This is a genomic window from Pseudomonas phenolilytica (assembly GCF_021432765.1).
Classification (GTDB): domain Bacteria; phylum Pseudomonadota; class Gammaproteobacteria; order Pseudomonadales; family Pseudomonadaceae; genus Stutzerimonas; species Stutzerimonas phenolilytica.
This window is the reverse complement of sequence record NZ_CP058908.1, coordinates 2412285-2438958: the sequence shown is the minus strand read 5'-3', so window position 1 is coordinate 2438958 and position 26674 is coordinate 2412285. Positions and strand designations below refer to the sequence as shown.

Annotated in this window: 17 protein-coding genes; 10 read left to right on the top strand and 7 right to left on the bottom strand. The window is 65.5% G+C overall.

Annotated features, from left to right (window positions below; all coding sequences use genetic code 11):
• A complete protein-coding gene (locus HU825_RS11735) occupies nucleotides 1-2184 on the top strand; it encodes a patatin-like phospholipase family protein (RefSeq protein ID WP_234302081.1) in 2184 nt (727 codons plus the stop codon).
• On the opposite strand, the gene HU825_RS11730 is transcribed toward HU825_RS11735, so the two are convergent.
• A complete protein-coding gene (locus tag HU825_RS11730; RefSeq protein WP_043296698.1) occupies nucleotides 2181-2621 on the bottom strand; it encodes a MarR family transcriptional regulator in 441 nt (146 codons plus the stop codon). The two genes, HU825_RS11735 and HU825_RS11730, sit on opposite strands and share 4 nt — an antisense overlap.
• A gap of 174 nt (nucleotides 2622-2795) precedes the next feature.
• Entirely contained in the window at nucleotides 2796-4922 is a 2127-nt protein-coding gene (gene recQ, locus HU825_RS11725; protein ID WP_234302080.1) for a DNA helicase RecQ, read from the bottom strand.
• A gap of 154 nt (nucleotides 4923-5076) precedes the next feature.
• Here recQ and HU825_RS11720 point away from each other — a divergent pair, with 154 nt between their 5' ends.
• Genes HU825_RS11720 through HU825_RS11705 form a run of 4 tightly spaced genes read left to right on the top strand, consistent with a single transcriptional unit; the run spans nucleotide 5077 to nucleotide 8818 of the window.
• A complete protein-coding gene (locus HU825_RS11720) occupies nucleotides 5077-5664 on the top strand; it encodes a UPF0149 family protein (RefSeq protein WP_043296699.1) in 588 nt (195 codons plus the stop codon).
• Between the two features lie 16 nt (nucleotides 5665-5680).
• On the top strand, nucleotides 5681-6100 hold the full coding sequence (locus tag HU825_RS11715; RefSeq protein ID WP_008570124.1) for a YbaN family protein: 420 nt from the start codon (nucleotides 5681-5683) through the stop codon (nucleotides 6098-6100).
• A gap of 44 nt (nucleotides 6101-6144) precedes the next feature.
• A complete protein-coding gene (gene lapG, locus HU825_RS11710; protein ID WP_234302079.1) occupies nucleotides 6145-6855 on the top strand; it encodes a cysteine protease LapG in 711 nt (236 codons plus the stop codon).
• A 25-nt stretch (nucleotides 6856-6880) separates the two neighbouring features.
• Nucleotides 6881-8818, top strand: coding sequence for an EAL domain-containing protein (locus tag HU825_RS11705; protein WP_234302078.1), 1938 nt, complete (start codon nucleotides 6881-6883; stop codon nucleotides 8816-8818).
• Between the two features lie 87 nt (nucleotides 8819-8905).
• On the opposite strand, the gene HU825_RS11700 is transcribed toward HU825_RS11705, so the two are convergent.
• Together HU825_RS11700 and HU825_RS11695 are read right to left on the bottom strand one after the other, a co-directional pair.
• Nucleotides 8906-9250, bottom strand: a complete 345-nt coding sequence (locus HU825_RS11700) for a tryptophan synthase subunit beta (RefSeq protein ID WP_234302077.1) — start codon at nucleotides 9248-9250, stop codon at nucleotides 8906-8908.
• 58 nt (nucleotides 9251-9308) lie between these two features.
• Nucleotides 9309-16772 (bottom strand): retention module-containing protein, encoded by a 7464-nt coding sequence (locus HU825_RS11695; protein ID WP_234302076.1) that lies wholly within the window; start codon nucleotides 16770-16772, stop codon nucleotides 9309-9311.
• 427 nt (nucleotides 16773-17199) lie between these two features.
• Here HU825_RS11695 and HU825_RS11690 point away from each other — a divergent pair, with 427 nt between their 5' ends.
• Genes HU825_RS11690 through HU825_RS11680 form a run of 3 tightly spaced genes read left to right on the top strand, consistent with a single transcriptional unit; the run spans nucleotide 17200 to nucleotide 22136 of the window.
• Complete coding sequence (locus HU825_RS11690) at nucleotides 17200-18552, top strand: TolC family outer membrane protein (protein WP_043299569.1); 1353 nt, start codon at nucleotides 17200-17202, stop codon at nucleotides 18550-18552.
• A gap of 31 nt (nucleotides 18553-18583) precedes the next feature.
• Nucleotides 18584-20734, top strand: coding sequence for a type I secretion system permease/ATPase (locus HU825_RS11685; protein ID WP_234303393.1), 2151 nt, complete (start codon nucleotides 18584-18586; stop codon nucleotides 20732-20734).
• A 49-nt stretch (nucleotides 20735-20783) separates the two neighbouring features.
• On the top strand, nucleotides 20784-22136 hold the full coding sequence (locus HU825_RS11680; RefSeq protein WP_234302075.1) for an HlyD family type I secretion periplasmic adaptor subunit: 1353 nt from the start codon (nucleotides 20784-20786) through the stop codon (nucleotides 22134-22136).
• Between the two features lie 52 nt (nucleotides 22137-22188).
• Here HU825_RS11680 and HU825_RS11675 read toward each other — a convergent pair whose 3' ends face one another.
• Nucleotides 22189-22770, bottom strand: a complete 582-nt coding sequence (locus HU825_RS11675) for a tRNA-uridine aminocarboxypropyltransferase (protein WP_234302074.1) — start codon at nucleotides 22768-22770, stop codon at nucleotides 22189-22191.
• Nucleotides 22771-22857: 87 nt separating this feature from the next.
• Between HU825_RS11675 and HU825_RS11670 the strand changes: the two genes are divergently transcribed.
• Nucleotides 22858-23535, top strand: coding sequence for a glutathione S-transferase (locus HU825_RS11670; protein WP_043299561.1), 678 nt, complete (start codon nucleotides 22858-22860; stop codon nucleotides 23533-23535).
• A gap of 16 nt (nucleotides 23536-23551) precedes the next feature.
• On the opposite strand, the gene HU825_RS18780 is transcribed toward HU825_RS11670, so the two are convergent.
• Nucleotides 23552-23677, bottom strand: a complete 126-nt coding sequence (locus HU825_RS18780) for a PA1414 family protein (RefSeq protein WP_284692194.1) — start codon at nucleotides 23675-23677, stop codon at nucleotides 23552-23554.
• 194 nt (nucleotides 23678-23871) lie between these two features.
• Entirely contained in the window at nucleotides 23872-25590 is a 1719-nt protein-coding gene (gene aceK, locus HU825_RS11665; RefSeq protein WP_043299560.1) for a bifunctional isocitrate dehydrogenase kinase/phosphatase, read from the bottom strand.
• 156 nt (nucleotides 25591-25746) lie between these two features.
• On the opposite strand from aceK, the gene HU825_RS11660 reads away from it, so the two are divergent.
• Nucleotides 25747-26661: a DMT family transporter gene (locus tag HU825_RS11660; protein ID WP_054095189.1), complete on the top strand. Its 915-nt coding sequence runs from the start codon at nucleotides 25747-25749 to the stop codon at nucleotides 26659-26661.
• Nucleotides 26662-26674 lie beyond the last annotated feature (13 nt).

The window sequence follows — 26674 nt, the reverse complement described above, 5'->3', positions numbered from 1 at the left end:
ATGCGTCGCCTGCTGCTTGTCCTGCTGTTCTGTCTGCCACTGAGCGGCCTCGCCGACACTGCGGCGCCGAAGACCGGGCTGGTGCTTTCCGGCGGCGCGGCGCGCGGGCTGGCACATATCGGTGTGCTCAAGGCGCTGGAAGAACAAGGCGTGCGCATCGACGCGGTAGCCGGCACCAGCATGGGCGCGGTGATCGGCGGGTTGTACGCCGCCGGCTACACCGTCGACGAACTGGAGAAACTGGCGATGACGCTGGACTGGCAGCAGGTGCTGTCCGACGATCCGGCCCGCCAGGACGTGCCATTCCGGCGCAAGCAGGACGACCGCGACTTCCTGGTCAAACGCAAGCTCAGCTTTCGCGACGACGGCAGCCTCGGCCTGCCGCTGGGCGTGATCCAGGGGCAGAACCTCGCCCTGCTGCTCGAACGCCTGCTGGTGCATGCCAGCGATACGCGCGACTTCGACCAGCTGCCGATCCCCTTCCGCGCGGTGGCGACCGACATCGCCAACGACGAGAAGGTGGTGTTCCGCAGCGGCCACCTGCCGCAAGTCATTCGCGCCAGCATGTCGATCCCGGCGGTGTTCGCGCCGGTCGAGCTCGACGGCCGCCTGCTGGTGGACGGCGGCATGGTCGACAACATTCCGATGGACGTGGCGCGCGACATGGGCGTCGACCGGCTGATCGTGGTCGACATCGGCACGCCGCTGATGCGCCGCGAAGACCTGCTCACCGTGTTCGACGTGCTCAACCAGACCACCACCATGATGACGCGGCGCAACTCCGAGGAGCAGCTGGCCACCCTGCGCGCCGAAGACCTGTTGATCGAGCCGCCTCTGGCGGCCTACGGCTCGACCGATTTCGGCAGCGCGGCGCAGCTGATCGACGCCGGCTACCGCGCCACCCGCGCGCTCGAAGGGCGTCTGGCCGGCTTCGCGCCGTCCAGCGGCGGCAATCCGGCGCTGAGCCTGGCGCGCTCGAACGATCCGCGTACGCCGGTGATCACCGCGGTGCGCATCGAGAACGACTCCAAGGTCGGCGATGCGGTGATCCGCCGCCACATCCGCCAGCGTCTCGGCGAGCCGCTCGACCTCGCCGACCTGCAGAAGGACATGGGCACGCTGTATGGCCTGGACTATTTCGACCGCGTCGAATACCGCGTCGCCCACGGCAAGCTGGGCAACACGCTGGTGATCCGCACACGCGAGAAGCGCTCCGGCACCGACTACCTGCGCCTCGGGTTGAGCCTGTCCGACGATTTCCAGGGCGACAGCGCCTTCAATATCGGCGCCAGCTACCGCATGAACGGCATCAACGAGCTGGGCGCCGAGTGGCTGACGCGGGCGCAACTGGGCGATCGCCAGGAGCTGTTCAGTGAGTTCTACCAACCGCTGGATGCCGGTTCGCGCTGGTTCGTCGCGCCGAATGCGTTTCTCGAGGCACAGAACGTCGAGGCGACGCTGGAGCACGACCCGATCGCCGAGTACCGTCTGCGCCGCTACGGTTACGGGCTGAACCTCGGCCGACAGATTGCCAACAACGGCGAGATCCGCTTCGGCGTCGGCCAGGCGTGGGGCGAGGCGGACGTGCGCGTCGGCGAGCGCGACCTGCCGGATTTCAGTTTCAGCGAGGGTTACTACGCCTTGCAGTACTCGTTCGATACGCTCGATGACGTGGATTTCCCGCACGAGGGCGAGGACATCAGTCTGACGCTGCGCCAGTACACACCCGGGCTGGGCTCGGATGAACGCTACCGGCAATGGCACCTCCGCCTGGACAAGGCGCTCGGCTATGGACCGCACACCTGGCTGCTGGGCGGCCGCTACGGACGCACGCTCGACGACACCGAGGTGGTGACCTCCAGCTTCCTGCTCGGCGGCGCCCGCCAATTGTCAGGTTTTCGCCAGGACGCACTGTCGGGGCAGAACATCAGCCTCGGCCGGGTGGTGTATTACCGACGCATGACGCCACGCGGATTCCTGCCGCTGGATTTCCCGCTGTACCTTGGCGGCTCGCTGGAACGCGGCCGCGCCTGGAACAACGACAACGAATTCGACAGCGGCTACATCAACGCCGCCAGCGTGTTCATCGGCTACGACACCCCGCTGGGGCCGCTGAACCTCGGCTACGGTGCCAACGACGAAGACGAGCAGGCGCTCTATCTGAACCTCGGCCGCAGTTTCTAGAGCGCCCGGGTCTTATTCAGATTGGCGAGGATGCGCGCATGCACCTGCTGGCACTTGCGCAGGTCCTCCTCGGGAATGCCGTCGAACAGCTCCTCGCGGACCTGCGTCGAAATCGCCTCGATGCGTTCGATCAGCGGACGCGCCGGCGCGCCGAGCAGGATGAGCTTGGCGCGGCGGTCCTCGAGCGAAGCTTGACGATGAATCAATCCCTGCGCCTCAAGGCCGTCCAGCAGACGGGCCAGCGTCGGCCCTTCGACGGCGACGCTTTGCGCCAGCTCGCGCTGCGTGGGTGAATGGTCGAAACGGGCCAGGTGCAGAAGCACCAGCCAGCGGGCCTGCGACAGTCCCAGATCGGCGAGACGCCGATCCAGTTCCGCGCGCCAGCCTCGCGAGAGTTGCGCCAACTGCATGGCGAAGCGATGTTGCTCGGCGTACATGAAGCTTGCATTCCTGCAAAAACAATTATTAGCGAGCTAATCACAGCTTCGATATGCAGGCAAGCCTACCAACGGCCAGTCACCGCCCTCCTTCGGTACGCGGAAACACTCGGCCGCCCCGCCAGGACGCGGGATTGCGCCGCGCCGGCGTGCGCGCGGCGGTGACGCAGCCGGTTACAACTCGAACTCGGCCTGCAAGGCCGCGCGCACGCAGTACAGCACCGCTTCCGGCACCCGCGTGGCGAACTGCGCGGCGATCTCGGCGACCAACGGCAGCTCGCCTTCGCCGTCGAGGAAAGCTTCCTGAATCTCGCCAAGCAGGTCTTCGGGCAGGTCGAGCGCCTGCTCCAGACTCAGCTGCTGCTGGCCGATCGCCTCGGCCAGCAGGGCGTAGACGTTCTTCTCGCTGCAATCGAGCTGGCGCGCGATCTGCGCCGGTGTCATGCCCGCACGCGCCAGCGTGACCAGTTCGTGACGCAGATCGATCGGCGACCTGGCGGGTTCCGACGTACCCTGCAGCACTTCGAGGAACGCCGCACCGTAGCGCTCCAGCTTGCGCGCGCCGACACCGCTGACGCGCGCCATATCCGCCAGCGAAGCCGGCTGGCTGCGCAGCATTTCCAGCAACGTGGCGTCGGGGAAGATTACATAGGGCGGCACGCCGTGCTCCTCGGCCAGGCGCCGGCGCAGCGCGCGCAACGCTTCCCAGGTATCGCGCTCCTCGATTCGCACCAGCTGGCTGGCAGGGCTCTTCTGCCCCTTGGCCGCCTGCTGCGGCTTGAGATCGCGGCGCAGCGCCAGGCTTACCTCGCCACGCAGCAACGGTCGGCAACTGTCGCTCAAGCGCAGGCCGCCGAAGCCTTCCAGATCGACATCCACCAGCCCGCGTGCCACCAGCTGGCGGAACAGCGAGCGCCAGTCGCCCTCGGCGAGGCTCTTGCCGACGCCGAACACGGAAAGATGCTGATGGCCGAGGCCGCGCACCTTGTCGTTGTCGCGCCCCAGCAGGATGTCCACCAGATGTCCGACGCCGTAGCGCTGCCCGCTGCGGTAGATCGCCGACAACGCCTGACGCGCCGGTTCGGTGGCGTCCCAGGTCTGCACATCGTCCGCGCAGTTGTCGCAATGTCCGCACGGCTGCGGCAGGTCTTCGTCGAAATAGGCCAGCAGCACCTGGCGCCGACAGCGGGTCTCCTCGCATAGCGCGAGCATGGCGTCGAGCTTGTGTTGCTCGATGCGCTTGTGGCGCTCGTCGCCCTCGGAGTTGTTGAGCATCTGCTTGAGGAAGATCACGTCCTGCAGGCCGTAGGCCATCCAGGCGTCGGCGGGCAGGCCGTCGCGCCCTGCCCGCCCGGTCTCCTGGTAATAGGCTTCGAGCGACTTGGGCAGGTCCAGGTGAGCGACGAAGCGCACGTTAGGCTTGTCGATGCCCATTCCGAAGGCGATGGTCGCCACCATGATCAGCCCCTCTTCGTTGAGGAAGCGTTTCTGGTGATAGGCGCGCAGCTCGTTGGGCAGCCCGGCGTGATACGGCAACGCTGGAAAGCCCTGCTCGGTGAGAAACGCCGCCAGGTCGTCGACCTTCTTGCGCGACATGCAGTAGACGATGCCGGCATCGCCCCGCCGCTCGGCGAGAAAGCCCAGCAGCTGCTTGCGTGGCTGCTCCTTGGGCACGATGCGGTAGAAGATGTTCGGCCGGTCGAAACTGGACAGGAACCGCTCGGCGTTCTCCAGATGCAGGCGCTGGACAATTTCCTCGCGGGTGCGCATGTCCGCCGTGGCGGTCAGGGCGATGCGCGGCACGCCGGGGAACAGCTCGGCGAGCTGGCCGAGCTGCAGGTACTCGGGACGGAAATCGTGACCCCACTGCGACACGCAATGCGCCTCGTCGATGGCGAACAGCGCGATCTGCAACCGCTGCAGGAACGCCAGCATACGCGGCTGCACCAGTCGCTCCGGCGCAAGATAGAGCAGCTTGATCTCGTTGCGGCGAATGCGCTCGGCAATCTCGCGCTGCTCGTCGGCACTCAGCGTGGAATTAAGCGCCACCGCCGCCACGCCCAGCTCGTCGAGCGTGGCGACCTGATCGTCCATCAGCGCAATCAGCGGCGACACCACCACCGCCAGCCCGTCGCGCAGCAGCGCCGGCACCTGATAGCACAGCGACTTGCCGCCACCGGTAGGCATCAACACTAGCGCATCGCCGCCGTCGGCGACCTGTTCGATGATCGCGCCCTGGTTGCCGCGAAAGGCGTCATAGCCGAATACGTCTTTGAGGATGCGCTGTGCCTGGTCGAGCATGCCGGTCTCCGAAACAAGGCGCGCAGTATACGCGAGCACCTGCCGGAGTTCAGGCGCGGTGGTCGGCCACGGCGGCGCAACGGCCATCGAAGTAGCCTGCATCCCGCGCCTCGTCTAGAATCCCGCTTGTCTTCCCACCCCAAGGTAGTTCCCGATGTCTTTCGCCGAGCAACTCACCCGCCTGCAGGTTTTCCTCGATGCCGACGACCTGCATGAAGAGGCGCTGGATTACATCGCCGCCCACGGCTACCTGACGGCTCTGAGCATCTGCTCCGAAGCGGTACCGGAGCGCGAATGGATCGATGCGCTGTTCTCCGAGCCACCGAAGTACCAGGACGACACCGAACGCGACGCCATCGAGGCAACGCTGGTCCAGCTCAAGGCGCATATCGCCCGCCAGCTGGCCAGCGACGAAGACATGGAGCTGCCCTGCGAGCTGGACCTCGGCGAGGAGCCGGACGAGTCCGATCTGCGCGGCTGGTGCATCGGCTTCATGGAAGGCGTGTTCATGCGCGAGGAGGCCTGGTTCGAGGATTCCGAGGAGGAAGTCAGCGAATTGCTGTTGCCGATCATGGTCGGCTCGGGATTGTTCGACGAGCAGCCGGAGTTCGCCGAGATCGCCGAGAGCCCCGAGCTGGTGGACGAGATGGTCGCGCAGATTCCGGAAATCCTGACCGCGCTGTACCTGCTCTGCCACGCTCCCGAGGAAAAGCCGGCGCTGCTCAAACCGCGCCGTCACTGATGACCGGGTAGCCGCCGTGGCGCACCGCGATATTCCCCAGCAGCGCAACGCCGTGGTGCGCTATGCGCTGCTGACGGTCGGCTGGCTCGCGGTGGCGCTTGGCGTAGTGGGGATCTTCCTGCCGGTGCTGCCGACCACCCCCTTCATGCTGCTGGCAGCTGCCTGCTTCGTGCGCAGCTCGGAGCGTTTCTACGTCTGGCTCGTCGAGCACCCGCGCCTCGGCCCCTGGTTCCGCGACTACCTGGAAGGCAACGGCATTCCGCTCAAGGGCAAGGCCTACACCATCCTCACCATGTGGGTGAGTATCGGAATTTCCTGCTGGCTGGTGCCGCTCGTCTGGGCACGCATCGCCATGTTGCTCAGCGCTGCGCTGGTCACGCTGTACATCGTCAAACAGAAAACCCTGCACACGGTCGAAGCCAAACCACGCCAGTGAGCACGAATCCGCCCACCGGCAGGATTCGCTATGGAGAGCAGCCCATGCAGTCTTTGCAGTCTGGTCGTGCAAGCCGCCGCCCGCTGGTGCTGCTTTTCGCGCTCGCCCTGCTCAGCGCACCGCTATGGAATCTGGCGCGCTCGTCCAACTGGCAACAGTGGGATTTCGAGCGCATCTACCCGGTTCTGAAAAAGCGCTACGGGGCCGCGGAGGATGCGCTGCCGCGGGTAGCGGCCTGGCAGCAGCTTCTGCGAGACAGCGGCGCACTGCCCGAGCGGGAGCAGCTCGCCGAGGTCAACCGCTTCTTCAACCGACAGATTCAGTTCAGCGACGACATCTGGGTCTGGGAGCAGGACGATTACTGGGCCACGCCTGTCGAATCCCTGATCCGCGGTGCCGGTGACTGCGAGGACTACGCCCTCGCCAAGTACTTCACCCTGCGTCGGCTGGGCGTGCCCAGCGACAAGCTGCGCATCACCTACGTCAAGGCGCTGCGGCTGAATCAGGCGCACATGGTGCTGACCTACTACGCGACGCCCGGCGCCGATCCGCTGGTGCTGGATAACATCGACGGCACCATCCGCCCCGCCTCGCAGCGCAGCGACCTGCTGCCGGTGTATGCCTTCAATGCCGAAGGGCTGTATCTGCCCGGTGCGGGCGGTGGTAAACGTAGCGGAGATGGCAAAAGGCTGTCACGCTGGCAGGACGTTCTGCGAAAGATGCGTGCCGAAGGATTCGTGGTCGGCGAGGGCTAGTCGAGAGCGGTTTCAGGAGGGAAGTATGTCGTTACTCAAGCAGCTGTTTCTCGCCATCTGCCTGTTCCTCGTCGTGGCCTTCGCCGGGAGCTTCTTCGCCAGCATCGAGCATTCGCGCGAACAGTCGATCAGCCAGCTTCGCTCCCATGCCCAGGACGCCGCCACCGCACTGGCGCTGTCGATGACGCCGCATGTCGATGATCCGGTCATGCTCGAATTGCTGGTCAATTCGATCTTCGACAGCGGCTATTTCAGCAGCATCCGTATCGTCTCGATCGCCGATGGCCAACCGATCGTCGAACGCAGCAGCAACATCGTCACCGAGCAGGTGCCGGACTGGTTCGCCGCACTGGTGGATCTGCCGGCACAGGGCGGCGACGCACTGATCATGCGCGGCTGGGAGCAGGCGGCGCGCGTGGAAGTGATCAGTCACCCTGCCTTCGCCCTAGCCAAGGTCTGGGACAGCACCGTGGCGACGCTTTACTGGCTGCTGGGCTGCGGCGTGGTCAGCGCGCTGTTGGGCGGCTGGCTGTTGCGCAGCCAGTTGCGCCCGCTCGATCGCATGGTGGAGCAGGCGCAGGCCATCACCCGGCGCGAGTTCGTCACCCTGCCCGAGCTACCGCGCACCCCGGAGCTACGGCGCGTCGTGCAAGCGATGAATCAGATGGTCGCCAAGCTGCAAGCCCTCTTCGCCGAGGAGGCGGCGCGCAGTGAGCGGCTCCATCAGCAGGCCTTCCGCGACGAGCTGACCGGGCTGGCCAACCGGCGCCTGCTGGACCAGCGCCTGGCGATCCAGCTGACGCCAGCAGAGCATCACGGCGGCGGTTATCTGCTGCTGATCCGCATCCACGATCTGAACCGTCTCAACCAGCAGCTCGGCAGCCAACAGACCGATCAGCTCGTCGCCGCGGTCGGTGCCCGCCTCGGGCGCGTACCGGACGAACAGGGCCAACCTCACTGGCTCGCCGCGCGCAGCCGCGGCGGTGATTTTGTCCTGCTGGCACCCGGGCTGCACGAAGCGCATGCCGCCCGCCTCGCCGAAACGCTGAGCGCCGATCTGCAAGCGCTGCGACCGCGCGGTACGCACGACGAGGGCCCGCTGGTTCACATTGGCTATACCGCCTTTCACATCGGCGATTCACCCGCGGCGGTGCTGGAGCGGGCCGACCATGCGCTGGCGCAGGCATTGGGTAGCGACCGCGCATGGTGGGAATGCAGCCATGCGACGGCGCTTCTGCACAGCGAGCACGAGTGGTATCGCGCGCTCGACGAGGCGCTCGAGCAGCGTGACCTGGCCGTCTTCGTGCAACCGGTGGTACTGGCCGACAACCCGCAGCAGCTCGTGCATCAGAAGTTGCTGGCGCGCCTGCCGATCGCCGATGGCGTCGTCCTCACTGCCGGCAGCTTTCTGCCGTGGCTGGAACGGTTGGGCTGGACGGCGCGCTTCGACCGGCTGATGCTCGAACTGGCCATCGAACGCCTGCGCCAGGCGCCCACTCCGTTGGCCGTCAGCCTTTCCAGCGCCACGTTGCGCGACCCGGACGGCCTGGAACCCATCATCCAACTGCTGCGTGACCATCCCGAGCAAACCCGCTTGCTCTGCCTGGAACTGGACGCCCGTCACCTGCCGGTGAACGCCACGCTGCAACATTGCAGCCAGGCGCTGCGCGACACCGGCGCGCAGATCGGCCTGCAGCATTTCGGCGGCGATTTCAGCAAGCTCGGCAGTTTGCTGAGGCTGGCATTGGTCTATCTGAAAATCGACGGAACCTACATCCGCAACATCGACCAGGACGGCGACAAGCGCGACTTCATCGAGGCGCTCTACCGCACGACACACAGCATCGATCTGCCGCTGATCGCCGAGATGGTGGAGACCGAAGGCGAACGCACGACGCTGGCTGCGCTCGGCGTGCATGGCGTCATGGGTCACGCGGTTGGCACGCCCCGCCCGTGGCAATAGGGAGCTGGTCGCGACGGCCAACGGCGGTAGGTGGGAAGGGAAACTCAGAGTCTGTGACGGTCTCAGCGAACGAAACGGACAGACCGATTAAGGCAGCCGCGGCTCCTCATCGTCGCTCAACAGAGCGCTCAGCCCACCCAGTCGAGCACGGGTCTGCTGGCGGGCGCGCAGTTTGCGCTGGGCCACTTCCGGCAGGTCGGTAAAACGGATCACGCCGCGATCGATCAACACGCCGATCAGGTCTTCCAGAACCCGCACCATCTCCAGGTCAGATGCCTGCAAGCCGACCCGCTGCGTGTGCTCATCTTCACTGCTTGCGAACCAGCTCAGCGCCTCATCGCAACCCGCGGGAATCGTTCCGGTCATCTCATCGAATGGCTCGGCCTCGACCCGCCGAAGCTGCCCGTCCGGTCCTCGCGCGATATAGAGCATGAAGTTCCTCCAGCAAAGGCAAGCCCACCGCTCCTGCGAACGGTGGGCTTGCGTACCCTCAGGTGTTGTCGACCTTCAGGGCGTTGTCGGCAAGCAGGCTATCGATCACCGCCGCCTCGTTGGTGGTGCCGTACAGATCTGCCAGATCCACACCGGCCAGGGTAATGTCCTGCACCGGCGCACCGCCCGGCGTAACGCTGACCGAAATGACCGTGTCGTTGCCGAAGGCGAACGTCAGGTAATTGTCCAGCGTAGCGCTGTCGGCATCCACTCCGGATAGCAGCTCCGACAGATCGAGCACGTCCGAGGTGACACCGGCCGGGTCGATATGGAAGTCGCTGATGGTATCGCTGCCATTGTCACCCGCCCGCCAGACGAAGGTGTCACGGCCGGCGCCGCCGGTCATGCTGTCGTCACCCAACCCGCCGATCAGGACGTCGTCGCCACCACCACCGGAGAGGACGTCGTCGCCCAGCCCGCCGTCCAGATAGTTGTCCTGCGTGTCGCCAGCCAGCAGATCGTCGCCGCTGCCGCCTATCACGCCCTCCATGTCGAGGTAGGTATCACCCGCAGCCAGGCCGCCAATACCCGGTGCGCCGCTCTCCAGATCGACCGTGATGCCGACGCCGTCGGCGCTGTAATCGGCGATGTCCATGCCGGAGCCACCTTCCAGCGCGTCCGTTCCTGCCCCGCCGATCAGCACGTCATCGCCGATACCGCCCTGCAGAATGTCGGCTCCGATCCCGCCGTCGAGAACATCGTCGCCCTCACCGCCCACCAGCGTATCGCTGCCAGCGCCGCCGGCCAGGTAGTTGTCCAGCGTATTGCCGGTCAGCACGTCGTCGCCCGTCCCGCCGGCCAGGCCTTCGATGCCCGTGTAGCTATCACCGAGTGCGTCCCCCAGCGTGCCCGTCCCGCTGAGCAGGCTGGCCGCAATGGCCGTGGTCGCGTCGCCGTAGTCGACGATATCGAAGCCGGTGTTGCCGCTGATGCTGTCGGTCAGGCTGCTGGCGGCGATGACATCGTCGCCTGCCGTTCCGATCAAGGTGAAGGCATCTGACGAGTCGGCCGCCGTAATCTGTACATCGAGGGTAGACGGCGCACTCAGGTCGCCATCACCGTCCTGCGCCACGATGCCGAAGGACAGACTCTGGTCGTCCGGCAGCACTTCACGGGAATAAGAGAAATCCTGCACCCGGATCCCGCCAGTGTTCGCGCCGATCACGTCGACACGTACCACCAGATTCTCGAACGAGACGCCCGGGTCGATGGTGACCCAGCCATCTGCAGTCAGCGTTATGCTCTGCGTGCTGACGGCCAGCGGCGTACCGCCGACGGTGCTGCCATAGGCAGCCCAGGAAATCTGTACAGTGCCCTTTCCTTCCAGGCTCGATGAAATATCGGCGAAGAAACGCAAGCTATCCGCGCCGCCCTGCTGGGTGTAGAGGAAACCGGCGTTGTCCGGAACGGAGCTCGCACTCCCCAAGCCGAACCCATTTCCCGAGATGTTGAGCAGATCGCTATTGGAGCCGCTGCCGCTATCGGGGTTGGTAAATGTCGTTGGGGAGGTTCCGCTGAACAGCAGGCCGTCGAACGTCCAACCATTCTCGATGCTGGACGCCACGGAAATCGGCTTGCCAGGTTCCAGGCTCGTAAAGTCGATGGCCTCGGTGTAACCCGCCTCCGGCGCGATCAGCTGGAAGCTGTAGGTGCCGTCTGCGCTCACCGTCAAGGTAAAGACCTGTTGGTTGGTGTCCGTCAGCGCCGTGAGCGTGGTGCTGACGAACATGCCACCACTGAAATTCTGCGTGGTCTGATAGGTCACGCCGTCCAGCGTCGGCCCGGTGATCTCGAAGCCGCCCAGCCCATCTGCCCCCGGTACTACCGCAAAGGTGCCGTTGACCGTGCCGACTTCGTTGGGAATCGTCGCGGCGACAAAAGCACCAAGCGACGGCAGATCATCGGCGATACCGATAACCAGATCGCTCGACGTACTGGCCGCGCCATCCGACACGCTGATCGTGAAGGTATCGGCCTCCGTCACGCCATCCACATCGGTCGTCGGACTGGTCAACTGGTACTGATAGCTGACCACACCCGTCTCGTCGTTGTAGCCGAGGATGTTCAGCACACCGTACGCGCCGGCAAAACTACTGCCGATCAGATTGGCAATATTCACCGCGGTACCGCCGATCGTGACGGTCTGGATGTCGTCCAGGCCATCCACATCGCCAAACGTGAAGGTACCCGTGGCAAATTCGCTGTAGCCCGTGGCATCCGAGCCGGACGGCAAGCCGAGCTCGGAGACGTTGGCCCCCACGACGCTCAGGGTCGGGCCGTCGTTGCTGCCGGTGATGGTGATGGTCAGCGTTGCGCTGGACGGATCGCCGTCGGCGTCCTGCATGGTGTAGGTGAAGGTCTCGGTGAGGGTTTCGCCCTCGTCCAGGCCCTGCACCGCGGCATCGGCCGGGTTGATCAGGTAGCTGTAGTTGCCGCCGCCCAGGTCGGTGAAGGTGCCGTGCGTCGCCGTGGTGCTGGTCCAGTTGACGAAGCTGGTCGGGGTGTCGGCGCCCGGCTGGCCGTTGGCGTGCAGGTCGTTGGTCAGCACGTTGCCGGTGATCGCGGTGACGCTGTCCTCGCCCACGCTGGCGCTGTCGGCCACGGCGTGCGGGACGTCGTCGACGATTTCGATGACCAGGCTGGCCGGGGTCGAGCTGCCGGTGCCGTCGGTCACGCTCAGGCTGAAGGTGTCGGTCTCGGTGCCGGCGCCGTCGGTGGTCGCTTCGGTCAGTTCGTAGGTGTAGCTCGCCACGCCGGTGGCGGCGTTGTAGGCAGTGACCGTCAGGGTGCCGTGGTCGCCGGCGAAGGTCTCGCCCTGCAGGTCACCAATGGCCACGGTCTTGCCGTTGATGGTCACGCTCTGCAGGTCGTCCAGGCCATCGGTGTCGGCCAGGGTGAAGCTGCCGGAGGCGAACTCGCCGTCGCCGGCCGCGGCCGAGCCGCTGCTCAGGCCGGCTTCGTCGACGAGGCTGTCGGTGGCGACGAGGCTCAGGGTCGGGCCGTCGTTGCTGCCGGTGATGGTGATGGTCAGCGTTGCGCTGGACGGATCGCCGTCGGCGTCCTGCATGGTGTAGGTGAAGGTCTCGGTGAGGGTTTCGCCCTCGTCCAGGCCCTGCACCGCGGCATCGGCCGGGTTGATCAGGTAGCTGTAGTTGCCGCCGCCCAGGTCGGTGAAGGTGCCGTGCGTCGCCGTGGTGCTGGTCCAGTTGACGAAGCTGGTCGGGGTGTCGGCGCCCGGCTGGCCGTTGGCGTGCAGGTCGTTGGTCAGCACGTTGCCGGTGATCGCGGTGACGCTGTCCTCGCCCACGCTGGCGCTGTCGGCCACGGCGTGCGGGACGTCGTCGACAATTTCGATGACCAGGCTGGCCGGGGTCGAGCTGCCGGTGCCGTCGGTCACGCTCAGGCTGAAGGTGTCGGTCTCGGTGCCGGCGCCGTCGGTGGTCGCTTCGGTCAGTTCGTAGGTGTAGCTCGCCACGCCGGTGGCGGCGTTGTAGGCAGTGACCGTCAGGGTGCCGTGGTCGCCGGCGAAGGTCTCGCCCTGCAGGTCACCAATGGCCACGGTCTTGCCGTTGATGGTCACGCTCTGCAGGTCGTCCAGGCCATCGGTGTCGGCCAGGGTGAAGCTGCCGGAGGCGAACTCGCCGTCGCCGGCCGCGGCCGAGCCGCTGCTCAGGCCGGCTTCGTCGACGAGGCTGTCGGTGGCGACGAGGCTCAGGGTCGGGCCGTCGTTGCTGCCGGTGATGGTGATGGTCAGCGTTGCGCTGGACGGATCGCCGTCGGCGTCCTGCATGGTGTAGGTGAAGGTCTCGGTGAGGGTTTCGCCCTCGTCCAGGCCCTGCACCGCGGCATCGGCCGGGTTGATCAGGTAGCTGTAGTTGCCGCCGCCCAGGTCGGTGAAGGTGCCGTGCGTCGCCGTGGTGCTGGTCCAGTTGACGAAGCTGGTCGGAGTGTCGGCGCCCGGCTGGCCGTTGGCGTGCAGGTCGTTGGTCAGCACGTTGCCGGTGATCGCGGTGACGCTGTCCTCGCCCACGCTGGCGCTGTCGGCCACGGCGTGCGGGACGTCGTCGACAATTTCGATGACCAGGCTGGCCGGGGTCGAGCTGCCGGTGCCGTCGGTCACGCTCAGGCTGAAGGTGTCGGTCTCGGTGCCGGCGCCGTCGGTGGTCGCTTCGGTCAGTTCGTAGGTGTAGCTCGCCACGCCGGTGGCGGCGTTGTAGGCAGTGACCGTCAGGGTGCCGTGGTCGCCGGCGAAGGTCTCGCCCTGCAGGTCACCAATGGCCACGGTCTTGCCGTTGATGGTCACGCTCTGCAGGTCGTCCAGGCCATCGGTGTCGGCCAGGGTGAAGCTGCCGGAGGCGAACTCGCCGTCGCCGGCCGCGGCCGAGCCGCTGCTCAGGCCGGCTTCGTCGACGAGGCTGTCGGTGGCGACGAGGCTCAGGGTCGGGCCGTCGTTGCTGCCGGTGATGGTGATGGTCAGCGTTGCGCTGGACGGATCGCCGTCGGCGTCCTGCATGGTGTAGGTGAAGGTCTCGGTGAGGGTTTCGCCCTCGTCCAGGCCCTGCACCGCGGCATCGGCCGGGTTGATCAGGTAGCTGTAGTTGCCGCCGCCCAGGTCGGTGAAGGTGCCGTGCGTCGCCGTGGTGCTGGTCCAGTTGACGAAGCTGGTCGGGGTGTCGGCGCCCGGCTGGCCGTTGGCGTGCAGGTCGTTGGTCAGCACGTTGCCGGTGATCGCGGTGACGCTGTCCTCGCCCACGCTGGCGCTGTCGGCCACGGCGTGCGGGACGTCGTCGACAATTTCGATGACCAGGCTGGCCGGGGTCGAGCTGCCGGTGCCGTCGGTCACGCTCAGGCTGAAGGTGTCGGTCTCGGTGCCGGCGCCGTCGGTGGTCGCTTCGGTCAGTTCGTAGGTGTAGCTCGCCACGCCGGTGGCGGCGTTGTAGGCAGTGACCGTCAGGGTGCCGTGGTCGCCGGCGAAGGTCTCGCCCTGCAGGTCACCAATGGCCACGGTCTTGCCGTTGATGGTCACGCTCTGCAGGTCGTCCAGGCCATCGGTGTCGGCCAGGGTGAAGCTGCCGGAGGCGAACTCACCGTCGCCGGCCGCCGCCGAGCCGCTGCTCAGGCCGGCTTCGTCGACGAGGCTGTCGGTGGCGACAAGGCTCAGGGTCGGGCCATCGTTGCTGCCGGTGATGGTGATGGTCAGCGTTGCGCTGGACGGATCGCCGTCGGCGTCCTGCATGGTGTAGGTGAAGGTCTCGGTGAGGGTTTCGCCCTCGTCCAGGCCCTGCACCGCGGCATCGGCCGGGTTGATCAGGTAGCTGTAGTTGCCACCGCCCAGGTCGGTGAAGGTGCCGTGCGTCGCCGTGGTGCTGGTCCAGTTGACGAAGCTGGTCGGGGTGTCGGCACCCGGCTGGCCGTTGGCGTGCAGGTCGTTGGTCAGCACGTTGCCGGTGATCGCGGTGACGCTGTCCTCGCCCACGCTGGCGCTGTCGGCCACGGCGTGCGGGACGTCGTCGACGATTTCGATGACCAGGCTGGCCGGGGTCGAGCTGCCGGTGCCGTCGGTCACGCTCAGGCTGAAGGTGTCGGTCTCGGTGCCGGCGCCGTCGGTGGTCGCTTCGGTCAGTTCGTAGGTGTAGCTCGCCACGCCGGTGGCGGCGTTGTAGGCAGTGACCGTCAGGGTGCCGTGGTCGCCGGCGAAGGTTTCGCCCTGCAGGTCACCAATGGCCACGGTCTTGCCGTTGATGGTCACGCTCTGCAGGTCGTCCAGGCCATCGGTGTCGGCCAGGGTGAAGCTGCCGGAGGCGAACTCGCCGTCGCCAGCCGCCGCCGAACCGCTGCTCAGACCGGCTTCGTCGACGAGGCTGTCGGTGGCGACAAGGCTCAGGGTCGGGCCGTCGTTGCTGCCGGTGATGGTGATGGTCAGCGTTGCGCTGGACGGATCACCGTCGGCGTCCTGCATGGTGTAGGTGAAGGTCTCGGTGAGGGTTTCACCTTCGTCCAGGCCCTGCACCGCGGCATCGGCCGGGTTGATCAGGTAGCTGTAGTTGCCGCCGCCCAGGTCGGTGAAGGTGCCGTGCGCCGCCGTGGTGCTGGTCCAGTTGACGAAGCTGGTCGGGGTGTCGGCGCCCGGCTGGCCGTTGGCGTGCAGGTCGTTGGTCAGCACGTTGCCGGTGATCGCGGTGACGCTGTCCTCGCCCACGCTGGCGCTGTCGGCCACGGCGTGCGGGACGTCGTCGACGATTTCGATGACCAGGCTGGCCGGGGTCGAGCTGCCGGTGCCGTCGGTCACGCTCAGGCTGAAGGTGTCGGTCTCGGTGCCGGCGCCGTCGGTGGTCGCTTCGGTCAGTTCGTAGGTGTAGCTCGCCACGCCGGTGGCGGCGTTGTAGGCGGTGACCGTCAGGGTGCCGTGGTCGCCGGCGAAGGTTTCGCCCTGCAGGTCACCAATCGCCACGGTCTTGCCGTTGATGGTCACGCTCTGCAGGTCGTCCAGGCCATCGGTGTCGGCCAGGGTGAAGCTGCCGGAGGCGAACTCGCCGTCGCCAGCCGCCGCCGAACCGCTGCTCAGACCGGCTTCGTCGACGAGGCTGTCGGTGGCGACAAGGCTCAGGGTCGGGCCATCGTTGCTGCCGGTGATGGTGATGGTCAGCGTTGCGCTGGACGGATCGCCGTCGGCGTCCTGCATGGTGTAGGTGAAGGTTTCGGTGAGGGTTTCGCCCTCGTCCAGGCCCTGTACGGCCGGCAGGCTGCTGTTAAGCGCATAGCTGTAGGTACCGTCGGCATTGAGAACCAGCTGACCGAAGGTGCCGGCGACGGTACCGACCGAAACGACGCGGATACCGCCATCGCTGCCCGGTTGGTCGTTGCTCAGCACATTGCCTGCGATGCTCGGTGTGTCCTCGCTGATCTGCGTCAGGTCATCGACAGCCAGGGGAACGCCATCTACCGGCTCGGGCGTTTCCTCGAGCGGTGCCACTTCCAGATCGGGAAACTCCGGGATACCGCCCAGGCCCCGGGTCGGGAAACCGATAGTGGGATCGATAGCCCCACCGACTTCATTCAACAGCACGAAGGAATTACCACCACCGGCGCCACCCGCGCCACCAGCTGCCGGACCCGCGGCCGTGGCTGGAGCGACCAGGGTCGGGTCTTCACCGGCCGCGATGGCGCGCTGCAGAGCCTCGACGTCGGCCAGCTCGGTCGCCGATGTGATCGGTGGTGCCGCCTGGGTACCGCCCTCGGCAGCGACCAGCAATTGCTCGTCGAGCAGCAGGTCGGATTCGCGCCCCAGCATGAGTTCGCCCGCTCCGACCAGGTCGATATCCACCGCCCCGCCTGCGCTGGTTATCACCCGCTCGCCGGCATACAGACGATCGCCCTCGATAAGCAACCGGCGTACGCCGTCCTCACCGACCGCGAAAGCCTCACCCACAACCTGCCTGACGGTACCGATCAACTTGGCCATGTTGCCCTCCGAATCGCCTCTGCGATGAACGCCATACCGTAATAGCGCAATAGTGGCGTTCTGCTTTTAATTTGAACCAATTAATTAATAATCACTATTTCAGAAACATTTACGCAGATTGACGACTACCTCGTTTTAAACGAATTCAATTAATACCGTAGCATCGGTTTCCATGCTTTCACGCTATCTCCCAAAGAAATCCAGACAATGATATGAATCAATGCAGCCCCGTGTTTACGGGGCCTACGATGCATATCAAATCGCTATCAAAAGTTTTTTTATAGGAAAATTTTTCATAACCAAACCTTATTTAGCTCCACATATACTAAAAACAACAATGTGGAATTAATCACAAAACGAAACAACGATCGATAGCCTCAACTAATCGATCATCTGCTTCTTTTACTCAACAGGTAGGGCTCGAAAAATGCGTAAACTGACCCCCCTCTGGAGCGCGATGCTGATTGCTATGGCCTGTTCCGAGTCGCAGGCCATGAACCTCACGGAAGCCATCCAGAGCACGCTGACCAATCACCCCGAACTACGCGCGGACATCAACAGCCGGCTGACGGCTGATGAACAGGCGAAGATGGCCAAGGGTGGCTACCTGCCGACCGTCGACATGCTGCTGGGATATGGCCGGGAGAACACCGACAGTCCGAGCACACGCATCGGCGGGAATCACTCCGAAACGCTCAATGCGCGTAATGCGGAGCTGCGTCTGCGGCAGATGCTGTTCGACGGTTTCAACACGCCGAACGAAGTCGATCGCACCGAGGCCGTCGTCAACGCGCGCGCCTACCAGGTGCTGGGAACGACGGAAAGCCTGGCGCTGCGCACCGTTCAGGTTTATCTGGATGTGCTCAAGCGTCGCGAGATGGTTGCGCTGGCCGAGAACAACCTGAAAGCCCACCAGCGAATCAACGATCAGATCGGCCTGCGTCGCCAGCGCGGCGTCGGCAGCAGCGCCGACTCCGACCAGTCCGAGGCCCGTCGCGCGCTGGCCGAGAACAACCTGTACACCGAGCAGGTGAATCTCGCCGACGCCGAAGCCAATTTCATCAGCGTGGTCGGCCGTATCCCCGATGAGCTGGAAGCACCGCCATCGCTGCGTGGCGAGATGCCGGGCAATGTGCTGGAAGCCAGGCAGCGGGTGGTCGAGAACAACCCCTACCTGAAATCCGCACAGGCCGACGTCCAGGCCGCGGAGAAGCAGTACGAGATCGCCAAGTCGCCGTTCTATCCGCGCTTCGATATCGAGCTGGCGACGATGGCCAACGACAATATCAGCGGCGAGGAAGGCCACTACAACAAGTGGCGGGCCGCCGTGGTGATGAACTACAACCTGTTCAACGGCAATCGCGATAAGGCCCGCCTGCGTGCCACCTCACACCAGATCAACCAGGCCATGGACATTCGCAACAACGCCCTGCGCCAGTTGAACGAGAACCTCTCGCTGGCATGGAACGCGATGGAAAACGCCCGCCTGCAAACGCCCAAGGCTCGCGAGTACGCCGACTACACCAGCAACGTCCGCCAGGCCTACCAGCAGCAATTCGGCCTCGGGCAGCGCACGCTGCTCGACCTGCTGGACAGCGAAAACGAACTGTTCACCGCCAACCGTCGCTACACCGACGTGCGCTACACCGAGGAGTACTCGATGTACCGCGTGGTCGCCGCGATGGGTGATCTGTTGCGGATGAAGAACGTTGTGGCTCCAACCGAAGCCACCGCGCTCACGGAAGTGAGAAGCGAGGCGCAACTGCCCGATCTGCGCTGATTGTTCGACTGGAGTACGCAACTTGACCACGATGGAGCGGGTAGCACCTTCGGCCGATCCGCGGCTCAGTCATGACGATCCGTTGCTGGACGGCCTGCTGATCCTGTGTCGGCAACACGGTTGCGTCGCCAGCCGCGCCAGCCTCAGCGCTGGTTTGCCGATGCCCGAGCAGCGCCTGTCGGCGGCCCTGCTACCCCGCGCCGCGGCGCGCGCGGGGTTGCAGGGGCGCGTGCTCAAGCGCGAGCTGACGGCAATCAATCCGCTCAACCTGCCGGTGCTGTTGCTGCTGCGTGACGGCACCAGCGCGGTGCTCAGCAAGTGGGGCGACAACGGCAAGGCGCTGATCCTGCCGTGCGAGGCCGACGGCGGCGAGGAATGGGTCGAAATCGCCGCCCTGCAGGCCGAGTACGGCGGCTACGCGTTCTTCGCCCGCCCGCAACATGAACTCGAAGAAGCGCACAACCCGCTGCTGCCGCGAGTGCACGCGTGGTTTCGCGATACGCTCAAGCTGTCGCGCTGGTTGTATGCCGACGCCATGCTGGCGTCCCTGCTGATCAACGTGCTCGGCTTGATGGTGCCGCTATTCGTCATGCAGACCTACGACCGCGTGGTGCCCAACCAGGCCACCGCCACGCTCTGGGTCCTGGCGATCGGCCTGTTCATCGGCACCTCGTTCGAGCTGCTGCTGCGCGTACTACGCGCGCATCTGCTGGATACCGCCGGCAAGAAGACCGACATGGTGCTCTCGGCCACACTGTTCGAGCGCATCACCGGCATGAACATGAGCGCCCGACCGGCCACCGTCGGCGGCTTCGCGCAGAGCATCCATGACTTTCAGGGGCTGCGTGACTTCCTCACCGCCGTCACGCTGACGAGCCTGATCGACCTGCCCTTCGCCCTGCTGATCATCCTGGTGATTGGTCTGATTGGCGGCTGGCTGGTGGTGATTCCGCTGCTCGCCTTCCCAATCACCGCGCTGTTTGCCTTCATCATCCAGACGCGCCTGCGCGACACCGTGCGCCGAAGCCTGACGCTGGCGGCCGAACGTCAGGCGCTGCTGGTGGAAACCCTTGGCGGACTGGAAACCCTGAAAGCCTGCGGGGCCGAAAGCGAGCGCCAGCACCGCTGGGAAGCCACCCACGGCGCGCTCACCCGACTGGACAGCGATGCCCGCCTGCTGTCGGCGGTGGCGATCAACGGCACGCTGTTCCTGCAGCAGTTCGCCGGCATGGCGACCATCGTCGGCGGCGTGTACCTGATCATCGCCGGCCAGCTCAGCGTCGGTGCGCTGGTCGCCTGCTACATGCTCGGCAGCCGCGTGCTGTCGCCGCTGGGGCAGATCGCCAGCCTGATCACCCGTCTGCAGCAGGCGCGGCTGACCATGAAGAGCACCGATGCGCTGATGGCCCTGCCGCAGGAGCGCAGGGACAAGCAGCGGCCGCTGGAGCGCACCCGCCTCAAGGGCGCGCTGGATATCCAGCAGCTCAACTTCACCTATCCCGGCTTGGACACGCCGTCGCTGCGTGGCATCAACCTGCGCATCGCCCCCGGCGAGCGGGTCGCGATCATCGGCCGCAGCGGTTCGGGCAAGAGCACGCTGGCGCGTCTGATCATGGGCCTGCATACGCCCACCGAGGGGCAGATCCTGCTCGACGGACTGGATCTGCGGCAGATCGATGTCGCCGACCTGCGCAGCCAGATCGGTTATGTCTCCCACGACATGCCCCTGCTGGCCGGCAGCCTGCGCGACAACCTCACGCTCGGCGCGCATTACGTCAGCGACGAACGCATGCTCGAGGTTGCCCAATTGACCGGCGCGCACGAACTGGCGCGCCAGCATCCGCTGGGTTTCGACCGCCCGGTGGGCGAGCGCGGACAGCTGCTTTCCGGCGGCCAGCGGCAGATGGTGCTGATGGCACGCGCGCTGCTGCTCGATCCGCCGATTCTGCTGTTCGACGAGCCGACCAGTGCGCTGGACAACAGCACCGAAGATACCCTGCGCCAGCACCTGCAGGCCTGGGCGAACGGCAAGACGCTGCTGCTGATCACCCACCGCATGTCCATGCTGAGCCTGGTCGAGCGGCTGGTCGTGCTGGACCACGGCCGCGTGGTCGCCGATGGCCCCAAGGCGGCGGTGATCGAGGCGCTGCGCAAAGGCCATATCGGTCAGGCGTCGGTATGACGGTCTGTGCCATGCGGTATCCCTGTGCCCTGTCTGCGGGAGTTTTGGCATGAGGTTCTTTCCCTGGGTCTATTTCCCCGGCGCCGCGCGAACGCGGCAGGACGCCGAGTTCATGCCGGCGCTACAGGGCGCGATCCTCGAGGACTCGCCGTGGATCAGCCGGTTGACGGTATGGCTGGTGGCATTGCTGATCGCCGCCGCGCTGACCTGGGCGCACTTCGCCGTGCTCGACGAAGTCACCACTGGCGAGGGCAAGGCCATTCCGTCGAGCAAGGTGCAGACGATCCAGAACCTGGAAGGCGGCATCGTCGCGGAAATCTTCGTGCGTGAGGGCCAGGTGGTGAACAAGGGCGACATGCTGCTGCGCCTGGACGACACCCGTTTTCTTTCAAATCAGGAGGAGTCGGAAGTCGAGCGCCTCGCCCTGCAAGCCCACGTCGAGCGGCTCACCGCGGAGGCCGAAGGCACGCCGCTGGTGCTCTCGGAGGCGATCACGCGCGCCCAGCCGCAGCTGGCCGAGGATCAGATGGCGCTCTATCAGTCACGCCAGCAGCGCCTGCAGAGCGAGCAGAGCATCCTGCGCGAGCAACTGGCACAGAAGCAGCAGGAAGTCGCGGAGTTTCGCTCCAAGCAGCAGCAATACCGCGCCAGTCTCGGGCTGATCCAGCAGGAACTGAACATGTCCAGCCCGCTGGTTGCGGCCGGTGCGGTATCGGAAGTGGAGATCCTGCGCCTGCGCCGCAGCATGGTGGACGTGCGCGGCGCGCTGGATGCAACCACCCTCGCCCTGCCGCGCGCCGAAGCGGCGGCGAAGGAAATCCAGAGCCGCATCGAGCAGTCCGAACTGGCCTTTCGCGCCGACGCCTTCAAGGAACTGAACGAGACCCGCACGCACCTGCAGAAGATCACCGCGACCAGCGTGGCGATTCAGGATCGCGTCAGCCGCACCTCCGTCGTCTCGCCGGTGCACGGCGTGATCAAGCAGCTGAACGTAAATACCATCGGCGGCGTGGTGCAACCGGGCAGCAACTTGCTGGAGATCGTGCCGCTGGAAGACAACCTGCTGATCGAAGCGCGCGTACGCCCGCAGGACATCGCCTTCCTGCATCCGGGCCAGCGCGCGATGGTGAAATTCAGCGCCTATGACTACACCATCTACGGCGGCCTGAAGGCGAACCTGGAGCTGATCAGCGCCGACACCATCACCGACCGCGAAGGCCGCAGCTTCTACCTGATCCAGGTGCGCACCGAGAAGAACGTCCTGGGTTCGCCCGAGCGTCCGCTGGTCATCATTCCCGGCATGGTCGCCACGGTGGACATCATCACCGGGCAGAAGAGCGTCCTCGACTACATGCTCAAGCCGGTGCTCAAGGCCCGTTACGAGGCGCTACGCGAGCGCTAACCGGTTGTTGAAAGGGCGAGGCAGCTTATGCACCAACAGCCTCACAAGGCTGTCAGCGCGCGTGGTTGCGGCGATAGACCTCCTCGCCCATCGCGGCAATCTGCCCTTCGATCAACGCGTCGAACGGCCGCAACAGCGCCTCGAAACGCGTGGTGCTCTCCAGCCCGTTCAGCGCAAAGGCCACTGCCTCGACGGTCGACAGCGCATCGGCCGCCGGCGCCTTGCGCAGGCGATAGCGCGACGGCTGTCCAGGCGGCAGCGCCACTCGCGGCAGGGCCGCCAGCCAGGGATTCACATGCAGCAGCTTGCGCGCCTTGCGCCAGGTGCCGTCCGGCACGACGAGGCGCACCGGCTCCGCGCGGCCGGCCAGGCTGCCCAGCTCAAGCGCATCCTCGCCGGGAAACAGCAGATAGGTGGGACGGCCATCGCCGCACGGCTCTTCGAAGTGTTCGCCGACGAGCAACTGCGCATTACGCAGACCGAGCGCCGCCAGCCGCGCGGTATTGAGCGCGTGCCCGGCCTCGCTCGAGTGCTGCACGATCAGCACTTGCGTTCGGCTCTCGAGCGACGGAATCAGCGCACACAGGCACTGCATCAGGGGGCGCTGGCAGCGCGGGCAGCGGGGTCGGGACATGGCTTCACCTCGGCGGCGCAGTCTGCCATAGCGAGCCGATCGGCGCAGGCCGTCTATGCTTGCCGCGGGCCGTCACGAGGAAACGCCATGATCACCGTCCATCATCTGGAGCATTCCCGCTCGCACCGCGTTCTGTGGCTACTGGAAGAGCTGGAACTGCTCTACGAAGTCGAACGCTATGCGCGCGACCCGAAGACCATGCTCGCTCCGCCGGAGCTGAAGGCCGTTCATCCGCTCGGCAAATCGCCGGTGGTGACGGACGGTGAGCTGACGCTCGCCGAATCGGCGGCGATCCTCGAATACCTGCTGGAGCGCTACGGCAATGGCCGCCTGATGCCACCCAGCGGCAGCGCCGAGCACCTGCGCTTTCGCTACTGGATGCACTATGCCGAAGGCTCGGCGATGCCACCGCTGCTGCTCAAGCTGGTCTTCGACCGGATCGCCGAGGGGCCGCTACCGTTCTTCGTGCGGCCGGTGGCGCGCGCCATCGCCAAAGGCGCGCAATCGGCCTTCATCGGGCCGCAGCTGAAAACGCATCTGGATCACATGGAAGCGGCGCTGGAACAATCGAAGTGGTTTGCCGGCGATGCGTTCAGCGCCGCCGACATTCAGATGAGTTTTCCGCTAGAGGCGGCGCAGGCCCGCGCCGGCCTGGACGCAAGCCGTCCACGTCTGATGGATTTTCTCCAGCGCATCCGCCAACGCCCGGCTTACCAGCGTGCCACCGAACGAGGCGGACCGGCGCAACCGCAACGGCAGGGCTGACGATTGCGCTATCGGCTTACCGGCGCCGTTGTGCGGCGGGGTCGCGTTCCGCGCGGATGGGGATGGGCTGCATGCGCGGCGGCTCGACCAGCCCGAGCGTAACAGCCAGCTTCCAGCACATTTCTCTGAGCCTTGCTTTCATGGTCGAACCCTCCTGCTTGATAACGGGCCACATCGGAGCCATGCCGGCTTCATCAACAGCGTAATCCAACTCGGGGCCAATTGCCCGCCTCGTAACGCAAGCGGTGCTCCTCGGCCACGCATGAGCCGCGCCTCCTGCTAGTTGCGACCGCCGCCCGTGCGCAAGCGTTCAAAGATCGCTCGCCGGCACGCGCCTCAGTAGCGCTCACCCTTGCGACGATACGGGAACACGTCGATCACCTTGCCGGCGCGAATGGCCTCCTGCAGCCCCTTCCAGTAATCGGCGTCGTACAGGTTGCCATGCAACCGCGCGAACAGCCGACGCAACGCCGGATCGGTGAAGAGAAAGCGCGGAAACTCTTCGGGAAACACGTCGTTGGGACCGACCGAGTACCAGGGCTCGGAGGCCATCTCGTCCTCCGGGTAGCGTGGCGGCGGGATGTGTCGGAAGTTCACCTCGGTGAGAAAGCAGATTTCGTCGTAGTCGTAGAACACCACGCGGCCGTGGCGGGTGACGCCGAAGTTCTTCAGCAGCATGTCGCCGGGAAAGATATTCGCCGCCGCCAGCTGCTTGATCGCCAGTCCGTAGTCCTCCAGTACCTCGATGCACTGCTGTTCGCTGGCGTTTTCCAGGTAGAGATTCAGCGGCGTCATGCGTCGTTCGGTCCAGCAGTGGCGCACCAGCACCGTGTCGTCCTGTACCTGCACGGTCGACGGCGCAACCTCCAGCAGTTCGGCCAGGCAATCGGGGTCGAACTTGGAAACGGGAAATCGGAAATCGGCAAACTCCTGGGTATCGGCCATGCGCCCTACCCGGTCGACGTTCTTCACCAAGCGGTACTTCTCGATCACGGTGGCGCGGTCGACACTCTTGATCGGCGAGAAGCGGTCCTTGATGACCTTGAACACTGTGTTGAAGCCCGGCAGGGTGAACACGCTCATCACCATTCCGCGCACGCCGGGCGCCATGATGAATCGGTCGTCGGTGCCGGCCAGGTGGTTGATCAGCGCGCGGTAGAACTCCGACTTGCCCTGCTTGTAGAAGCCGATCGAGGTGTACAGCTCGGCGATGTGCTTGCCGGGCAGGATGCGTTTGAGGAAGCCAATGAACTCCAGCGGAATCGGCACCTCGACCATGAAGTACGAGCGCGTGAAGGAGAAGATGATCGACACTTCCGCCTCGTCGGTGATCAGCGCATCGGCGACGATGCCTTTGCCCTCGCGGTGCAGCAGCGGGATCGCCAGCGGCCATTGCTCGTCACGCGTAAAGATGCGGCCGATCAGGTAGGCGCCCTTGTTGCGGTAGAGCACCGAAGCGAACAGCTCGATGGTTAGCTCGGGGTCCTTGCACACCCAGTCCGGCAGCGAATCGCAGAGCTGCCCCTGCAGCCGCGCCAGATCGCCCGCTCGGTCGGCATAGGGCACGGCGAAGGCGAAGTCGTCGAGTATCTGCTCCAGCGCGCCGGTCAGATCGCCCTTGGGCAAATACTTGCGCGTCTGCGCCACCCGCTGGCGGGCCTGAGCCGACGGGCGGGTGGTATGGATGAACATGGTGCCGTCGCTGATGCAATCGTGGCTGAACAGCCGACAGAAGATCGAGTTGTACCAGGTTTCGGACAGCTCATCGTCGAAGCGCGGATTGATTTGTTCGATGTAGGCGCTCTTGATCTGCGGCCAGTACTCGACCTGAAGCAGCGGCTCCTTGGGGAAACGCGCCAGCAGGCGGCGGTGGGTTTCGCTGACCTTCTGCTCGTAGAGCGCGATCCGTGCCGCCGAGGCCTGTTGCGCCTCCTGCCACTGCGCCTGCTCGAAGCGCGCCCGCGCGCCCTCGGTAATCAGGCGGAACTGCTCGCGGTAGTCATCGAAGCCCAGCAGTATCTGCCGGGCGATTTCGGTAGCCGGTTGCTGCTCCATGGGAGTCTCTGCGGCAAGGAAGGAATGGCGAGCTTAGCCAGTGCCCCCGCGCAAGGAAAGTCGGCCGACCGTCAGGCACTGGCTTTGAAAGTCGCTTCCGGCTTGCCGGCTGCGCGGGCACCGACAACACTTGCCGCTCCGCGACAGGAGCGCCACATGCGAGCCATCGACCTGTTCCGCCTCATCAGCCTGGCCGCCATCTGGGGTGCCAGCTTTCTGTTCATGCGGGTGATCGCCCCGGTGCTCGGGACCTTTCCCACCGCCTTCTTCCGCGTTGTGCTGGCCACCCTCGGGCTGCTGGTGATCTTGCTGGCGTGGCGCACTCGCTGGGATTTTCGCGGCAAGCTCGGCCTGTGCCTATTGCTCGGCGTGATCAATTCCGGCGTTCCCTTCGCGTTGTACGCGCTCGCCGCCCAGCTGCTGCCGGCCGGCTATTCGGCGATCTTCAATGCGACGACGCCGCTGATGGGCGTGCTCATCGGCGCGCTGTTCTTCGCCGAGGAGCTGACGCTGGCCAAGGTCGTCGGGGTGCTCTGCGGATTGGCCGGCGTGATGGTGCTGACGCGCACCGGGCCGGTGTCATTCGATGCCGATCTTTTGATCGGCGCCCTCGCCTGCCTCGGCGCGACCGCCTGCTACGGGCTCGGTGGCTTTCTGACGCGGCGCTGGATCAACCATCACGGCGGCCTCGGTAGCGAGCTGGTGGCGTTCGGCAGTCAGGCCGGTGCCACGCTCTGCCTGCTTCCGCTGTTCGGTGTATCGCTCCTGCAGGCGCCGCCGGCAAGCTGGGGCGGCGGTTCCGTATGGCTGAGCCTGATCGGCCTCGGCGTGGTCTGCACGGCGTTTGCGTACATTCTGTACTTCCGCCTGCTCGCCGATATCGGCCCGGTCAAGACCCTGACCGTCACCTTCATCATTCCGCCGTTCGGTGTGTTCTGGGGCGCTTTGCTGCTCGGCGAGCCGCTGTCCTGGGCCTACGTCTATGGTGGCGCGCTGATAGCGCTGGCGTTGTGGCTGGTCCTGAAGCAGGCGCCGGCGCAACCGGTGCCCGCCACGGATGGACGGACATGAACGCCGCCGGGCG